At 64.2% G+C, this 6,319-nt stretch carries 4 protein-coding genes; 3 read left to right on the plus strand and 1 reads right to left on the minus strand.

What is annotated here, in order from left to right; genetic code table 11:
• Positions 1 to 150: 150 nt before the first annotated feature.
• The 3 genes from IAE39_RS28630 to IAE39_RS28640 all read left to right on the plus strand — a co-directional run bounded on the left by IAE39_RS28630 (position 151) and on the right by IAE39_RS28640 (position 4,668).
• Complete coding sequence (locus IAE39_RS28630; protein WP_201207828.1) at positions 151 to 3,135, plus strand: autotransporter outer membrane beta-barrel domain-containing protein; 2,985 nt, start codon at positions 151 to 153, stop codon at positions 3,133 to 3,135.
• Between the two features lie 192 nt (positions 3,136 to 3,327).
• The gene (locus tag IAE39_RS28635) at positions 3,328 to 3,957 is read left to right on the plus strand and encodes a riboflavin synthase subunit alpha (protein ID WP_201207829.1); all 630 of its coding nucleotides are present in this window, start codon (positions 3,328 to 3,330) and stop codon (positions 3,955 to 3,957) included.
• 9 nt (positions 3,958 to 3,966) lie between these two features.
• Positions 3,967 to 4,668, plus strand: a complete 702-nt coding sequence (locus tag IAE39_RS28640; protein ID WP_201207830.1) for a YoaK family protein — start codon at positions 3,967 to 3,969, stop codon at positions 4,666 to 4,668.
• On the opposite strand, the gene proP is transcribed toward IAE39_RS28640, so the two are convergent.
• Positions 4,669 to 6,171, minus strand: coding sequence for a glycine betaine/L-proline transporter ProP (gene proP, locus IAE39_RS28645; protein WP_201207831.1), 1,503 nt, complete (start codon positions 6,169 to 6,171; stop codon positions 4,669 to 4,671).
• Positions 6,172 to 6,319: the final 148 nt, after the last annotated feature.

Below are 6,319 nucleotides of genomic sequence, written 5' to 3' on the forward strand. Positions count from 1 at the left end.
GCGCACCCCATCCGACCGGTCCGGCGCCCCGGCAAGGCCGCTCCTACAGGTCACTGATCTTCCAAGAGAATAAAAATCAGGCTACTACAATCAAATCGTAATATCGAATAGCCATATTGAGCGCCCCTGACAATAACCCATGGTCGCCCAATGCATTTCACGCCCAACCGCCTGGCCCTGTGCATCGCACTGGCCTGCGCCGCCTTCGCGCCCACCGCCTTCGCCAAGGACTACCTGATCGACAGCGCCAGCACCGACACCCTGGAGCTGAAGAAGTCCGACACCTTGAAAGTGACATCCAGCGGCAGCATCGTGGCCAGTGACGACGACGGCGTGATCCTGCCCAAGCACACCAGCGGCGCCACCGTGAGCGTCGACAATGCCGGCATCATCCGCTCCACCGACGGCCGTGGCATCGACACCAAGGACGACGGCGAAGACCTCAGCCATTACGTGATCAGCAACCAGGCCGGGGCGCTGATCCAGGGCACCAACGACGGCCTGCGTTTCCAGACCAACCCCACGGCAGGCGGCAGCCTGAGCATCATCAACGCCGGCACCATCGCGTCCACCGTCGAAGGCCAGGCCATCGACCTGGAAACCCTCGACAACCCAGCCTTTACCACCACCGTGGTAAACCAGGCCACAGGCGTGATCCACGCCGTGGGCAACGACGCGATCAAGACCGGTTCCAACGCCACCATCACCAACTACGGGCTGATCTACACCGACACCGCGCCGCAAGACAAGAACGGCCTGGACCAGAAGTGGGACGGCATCAAGATCGGCACGTCTACCGGCGTCACTGTGTACAACCACGGCACCATCAGCGCCGACCGCCACGGCATCGACCTTAAGAGTGACGCCACTTTGTACAACTACGAGGGCGCCAGCGTGACCGGGCGCAACGGCTCGGGCTTCGGCTCCGACGGCAGCGGCACGGTGTACAACTGGGGCACCATCACCGGCGCCATCGCAGACGGCAAGATCAATGGCGACGGCGATGGCGTGGACATCGACAACATCGGCCACGTGTACAACGCCGGCACAATCCAGGGCCTGGGCGCCAAGGGCGTCGACAGCGGTGGCCGGCCGAACGGCAGCGAAGGCATTGCCATGGGCGGCGGCAGCATCATCAACACCGCCAGCGGGGTCATCCGCAGCGTCGACAACGGCATTCTGGTCGATGACGGCGCCGAAGGGGCCGGGGTGGCCGCCACCACCATCAGCAACGCCGGGCGCATCGAAGGCGAAAGCGGCTTCGGCATCAAGCTGATTGGCGACTACGACGACAGCGTGACCAACAGTGGCACCATCAGCGGCGGCAACGGCCTGGCGCTGAGCCTGGGCGCCGGCAACGACAGCCTGACCGTGCTGACCGGTGGCGTGTTCAACGGCCTGGTCGATGGCGGTGACGGCATCGACAGCCTGACCCTGGATGGCACTGGCAGCTTCAGCAACAGCGCCAATTTCGAAACCCTCACGGTCAGCGGCGGCAGCTGGACCCTGAGCAGCATCGGCGACTTCAGCCAGGGTGGTGTGGTGACGTCGGGCGCCACGCTGATCAACCAGGGCAGCATCCTGGGCGAGATGCTGATCGAGCAAGGCGCCGCTTATGCCGGCGGTGGCTCGGTGGGCGGCCTGCAGGTAAACGGCACCTTGCTGACCAACACCGGCCTCGGGGTAGCCACGGTCGCCGGCGACCTGAGCTTCGGCCAGGGTTCGAGCCTGGTGTATGGCGTGAATGCCGATGGCAGCAGCGCGCCGATCAATGTCAGCGGCAGTGCCAACCTTGATGGCGCTACCCTGCGCATACAGCCAAGCGCGGGTGAATACCCGTGGCAAAGCCATTACACCGTACTGACTGCCGGCGTGGTGAACGGCCAGTTTGCCCAAGTGACCAGTGATTATGCCTTCCTTACCCCGACCCTGAGCTACAGCAGCACGGCGGTGGGCCTGGACTACACCCGCAACGACGTGGCCTTCGAGCGCTACTCACAGTCTGCCAATGGTGCCGGCGCCGCGCGCAGCCTGGCCACCCTCGGGCAGAACAGCAACCTGTACAACGCCGTGCTTGGCACCACCACAGCGGGTGCCGGTAACGCCATCGAACAGCTGTCGGCCAGCAATACGGCCAACCTGGCGGCAGCCACCCTGGCGGGCACCTCGCAAGTCGGCAGCAGCATGCTCGGCGCCATGCAGGCGATGGGCAGCAATGGCAACCTGCTGGTGGGCCTGAACGACAGCGACGGCCCTGCCCTTGCGGCTACCGGCGTGCCACGTGAAGCGCGCAACCTCAACGACCCGAACGCCCAAGGGCGGGTCTGGGCGCAGGCGCTGGGCAGCTACGGCAAGGTCGACGGCAGCCATGGGGCCAGCGCGCTGGAGCAACGCACCGGGGGTGGCGTGCTGGGCGTTGATTGGGCATTGGGCGGCGACTGGCGCCTGGGCCTGCTGGGTGGATATTCGCGTACCCGGCTGGATGCCACGGGCCTGGACGGCACCGTGCGCAGCTGGCATGCCGGTGTCTACGCCCAGCACCAGAGCGGCCCGTTGGCCGTGCGCCTGGGTGCGGCGTACAGCAGCCATGATGGCGACAGCAAACGTGACGTGGCCTTCGCCGGCTTCAACGAGCGCCTCAAGGGCGACTATGACGCCGACAGCCAGCAGGCCTTTGTCGAGCTGGGCTACGCCATGGGCAGCGGCCGCCTGAGCGCCGAACCGTTTGCCAACCTCGGCTATCAGCGTTATCACCGTGACAGCTACCGCGAACAAGGTGGCGATGCGGCGCTGGCGGTGGATGCCGATACCCAGGACAACTTCAGCAGCACCTTTGGCTTGCGCCTGGCGCACCTGGGCCAACTGGACAACGGCATGAGCCTGACCCCGCGGGCGACCCTGGGCTGGCGCCACACCTATGGCAGCATCGATACCCGTACGCGGCAGGCGTTTATTGCGGGCGGTGATGCGTTCAGTGTCGAGGGCAGTGCCATTGACCGCGACAGCTTGCTGGTCGAGGCCGGGCTGGACCTGGGGCTGAGTGCGCGACAGAGCATTGGCTTGGGGTATAGCGGCGAGCTGGGCAGCAATAGCCGCAACCATGCGGTGGTTGGGCAGTGGCAGTTGAAGTTCTAGACCTTCACTGCCTGGGGTGGCCTCTTCGCGGCTAAAGCCGCTCCTACATGGGACTGCACAGGTTTCAAATCCTGTGAAATTACCTGTGGGAGCGGGTTTACCCGCGAAGAGGCCGGTACAGGCAACTTGCATTTACAGCGCCACGGGCATAGCTTCCTGATGTTTTCCACATCCGTGCCCAGGAGCAACACCATGTACACCGGCATCGTCCAGGCCGTCCGCCCTCTGCTTGATGTGACCCGCTACCCGGGCCACAACCAGTTCACCATCGACCTCACCCCGGAGCTGCTTGACGAGCTGAAGATCGGCGCCAGCGTCAGTGTCGAGGGCACCTGCCTGTCGGTCACCGAAATCAACGGCTCCCAGGTCAGGTTCGACGCCATGACCGCCACCCTTGAACGCACCAACCTGCGCAATTTCAAGGCCGGCCAGGGCGTCAACATCGAACGCTCGGCGAAGATGAACGCCGAAGTCGGTGGCCACCTGATGGCGGGTCACATCGCCACCACCGCCGAAATCGTTGAGCTGTCGATCAAGGAAACCGGCGCGTTCATCACCTTCCGCATGCCCGCGCACTGGGGCAAGTACGTGTTCCCGCGGGGCTTTATCGGGGTCAACGGCTGCAGCCTGACCGTGGCTGACGTGGACGACAACGTGGTCACCATCAACCTGATCCCGGAAACCCTGCGCCAGACCACCTTTGCCCGCTACAAGGCCGGCGAGCTGCTCAACATCGAGGTCGACCACCAGACCATGGTGCTGGTCGACGTGGTGGAGCGCACCATCAAGGGCACCCTGGCTCGCGAAAACCTGCTGCCCTGAGGCTTGCACATGCTGCCAAACGCCCTCCCCGCGCGTTCGATCAGGCGGTTGCGCCTGCAGGTGCTGCGTGGCCGCGTCGGCCTCGGCCTGGTGGCTGCACTGTCAGTGCTGGCGGGAATGACCGATGCCATCGGGCTGCTGGCGCTGGGCGACTTCGTGTCGTTCATGAGCGGCAACACCACGCGCCTGGCGGTGGCCATCAGTGAAGCGGACCTGGCTTTGGTACTACGCCTGAGCGGCGCGCTGCTGGGCTTCGTTGCTGGCAATACGCTAGGCATCGTACTGGCGCGCGGCTTCCGGCGCCGGGCCTGGCCCGTGTTGCTGGTAGTGGCCGCACTGCTGGCCTTCGCTGCGGCATGGCCGCTGGCGGCCACCTTCCCTGCTTTGCTGGCCGCCACCCTGGCCATGGGCATGATCAACGCAGTGGTCGAGCAAGTGAATGGCCTGCCCATTGGCCTGACGTATGTGACCGGCGCCCTGTCGCGTTTCGGCCGTGGTCTGGGGCGCTGGATGCTGGGCGAGCGGCGCAATGGCTGGCGTGTACAGCTGGTGCCCTGGGCCGGCATGCTGCTGGGCGCCGCATTGGGCGCTTGGCTGCAACAACACCTGGGCCTGCTGGCGCTTGCCGGCAGCTGCGCGCTGGCGTGCGTGCTGGCCCTGGTGTCGCGGTTCATTCCGCGCGCCTGGCAGCGTGGCTACATGCCCCGCTGATCAATCGATGCGCGGGTGCTGCTGCGCCAGCAGCTTGCGCTTGGCCTCCAGCTCGGCGATCTGCTCATCGATGTCCTCGATCTTCTGCTCGATGTTGTCGTGGTGCTCCTGCAGCAGTTCGCGCGCTTCCTCGATATCCGATGCCGCCGGGGCTGCACCGCGTAGCGGTTTGTTGGCGGTTTCCTTCATGGTCAGGCCGGTGACCAGGCCGACGGCGGCGATTACCATCAGGTAATAGGCCGGCATGTACAGGTTGCCGCTGCTCTCCACCAGCCAGGCGGCGATGGTCGGCGTCAGGCCGGCAATCAGCACCGAAATGTTGAAGGCGCTGGCCAGTGCGCTGTAGCGGATATGGGTGGGGAACATCGCCGGCAGGGTCGACGCCATCACGCCAATGAAGAAGTTCAGCAGCACGGCAATGATCAGCAGCCCCGAGAAGATCAGCCCAAGCGCCCCGCTGTTGATCAGCATGAACGCCGGAATGGCCAGCGCAAACAGCCCGACACTGCCAACCACGATGAAGGGGCGACGGCCATACTTGTCGCTCATCAGGCCGATGATCGGCTGCACGAACAGCATGCCGACCATGATCGCGATGATGATCAGCACGCCATGGTCTTCGCTGTAGTGCAGGTTGTGCGACAGGTAGCTGGGCATGTAGGTCAGCAGCATGTAGTAGGTGACGTTGGTTGCGATCACCACGCCAATGCAGGTCACCAGGCTGCGCCAGTGCTGGGTAGCCACCTCCTTGAAGGACACCTTGGGCCCCGAGGCCAGGCCTTCGCGGTCGCCCTGCTCCATCTTGTCGACATGCTGCTGGAACGCCGGTGTTTCCTCCAGCGCGTGGCGCAGGTAGAGGCCGATGATGCCCAATGGCAAGGCCAGGAAGAACGGCAGGCGCCAGCCCCATTCGAGGAACTTCTCTTCACCGAGGATCGTGGAAATCATCACCACTACCCCGGCGCCCAGCACGAAGCCCGCGATCGAACCGAAGTCCAGCCAGCTGCCGAGAAAGCCGCGCTTGCGGTCGGGGGCGTATTCGGCGACGAAAATCGATGCGCCGGTGTACTCGCCGCCCACCGAGAAACCCTGGGCCATTTTCGCCAGCAGCAGCAGGATCGGCGCCCAGATGCCGATGCTGGCATAGGACGGTATCAGGCCGATGGCGAAGGTGCTGAGCGACATGATCACGATGGTGGCAGCGAGAATCTTCTGTCGGCCGAACTTGTCGCCCAGCGCGCCGAAGAACAGCCCGCCCAAAGGCCGTATCAGGAATGGCACCGAGAACGTGGCCAATGCCGCGATCATTTGCACGCTGGGGTCGGCATTGGGGAAGAACACCTTGCCCAAGGCGTAGGCGACGAAGCCATACACGCCGAAGTCGAACCACTCCATGGCGTTGCCCAAGGCGGCGGCGGTGATCGCCTTTTTCATCTTGGCGTCATCGACGATGGTGATGTCTTTGAGGCCGATCGGTTTGACGCTTTTCTTGCGAGATTTCATGCCCGTGTCCCTGTCGCTGAATGCTCTAAGGGATCAGATACAACGGGACACTAAATAATTCAGCGCTTACGAAATTTTTGTGCAATAGCCAGTCATGGTGGCGCCCTGTAGGAGCGGCCTTGTGTCGCGATGGGCTGCGCAGCAGCCC

The organism is Pseudomonas sp. S37, from assembly GCF_016658545.1.
In the GTDB taxonomy this organism is placed as follows: domain Bacteria; phylum Pseudomonadota; class Gammaproteobacteria; order Pseudomonadales; family Pseudomonadaceae; genus Aquipseudomonas.

Coding starts and splice junctions, on each gene's coding strand:
- IAE39_RS28630 (WP_201207828.1), top strand. CDS start 151: ATGCATTTCACGCCCAACCGCCTGGCCCTGTGCATCGCACTGGCCTGC.
- IAE39_RS28635 (WP_201207829.1), top strand. CDS start 3,328: ATGTACACCGGCATCGTCCAGGCCGTCCGCCCTCTGCTTGATGTGACC.
- IAE39_RS28640 (WP_201207830.1), top strand. CDS start 3,967: ATGCTGCCAAACGCCCTCCCCGCGCGTTCGATCAGGCGGTTGCGCCTG.
- proP (WP_201207831.1), bottom strand. CDS start 6,171: ATGAAATCTCGCAAGAAAAGCGTCAAACCGATCGGCCTCAAAGACATC.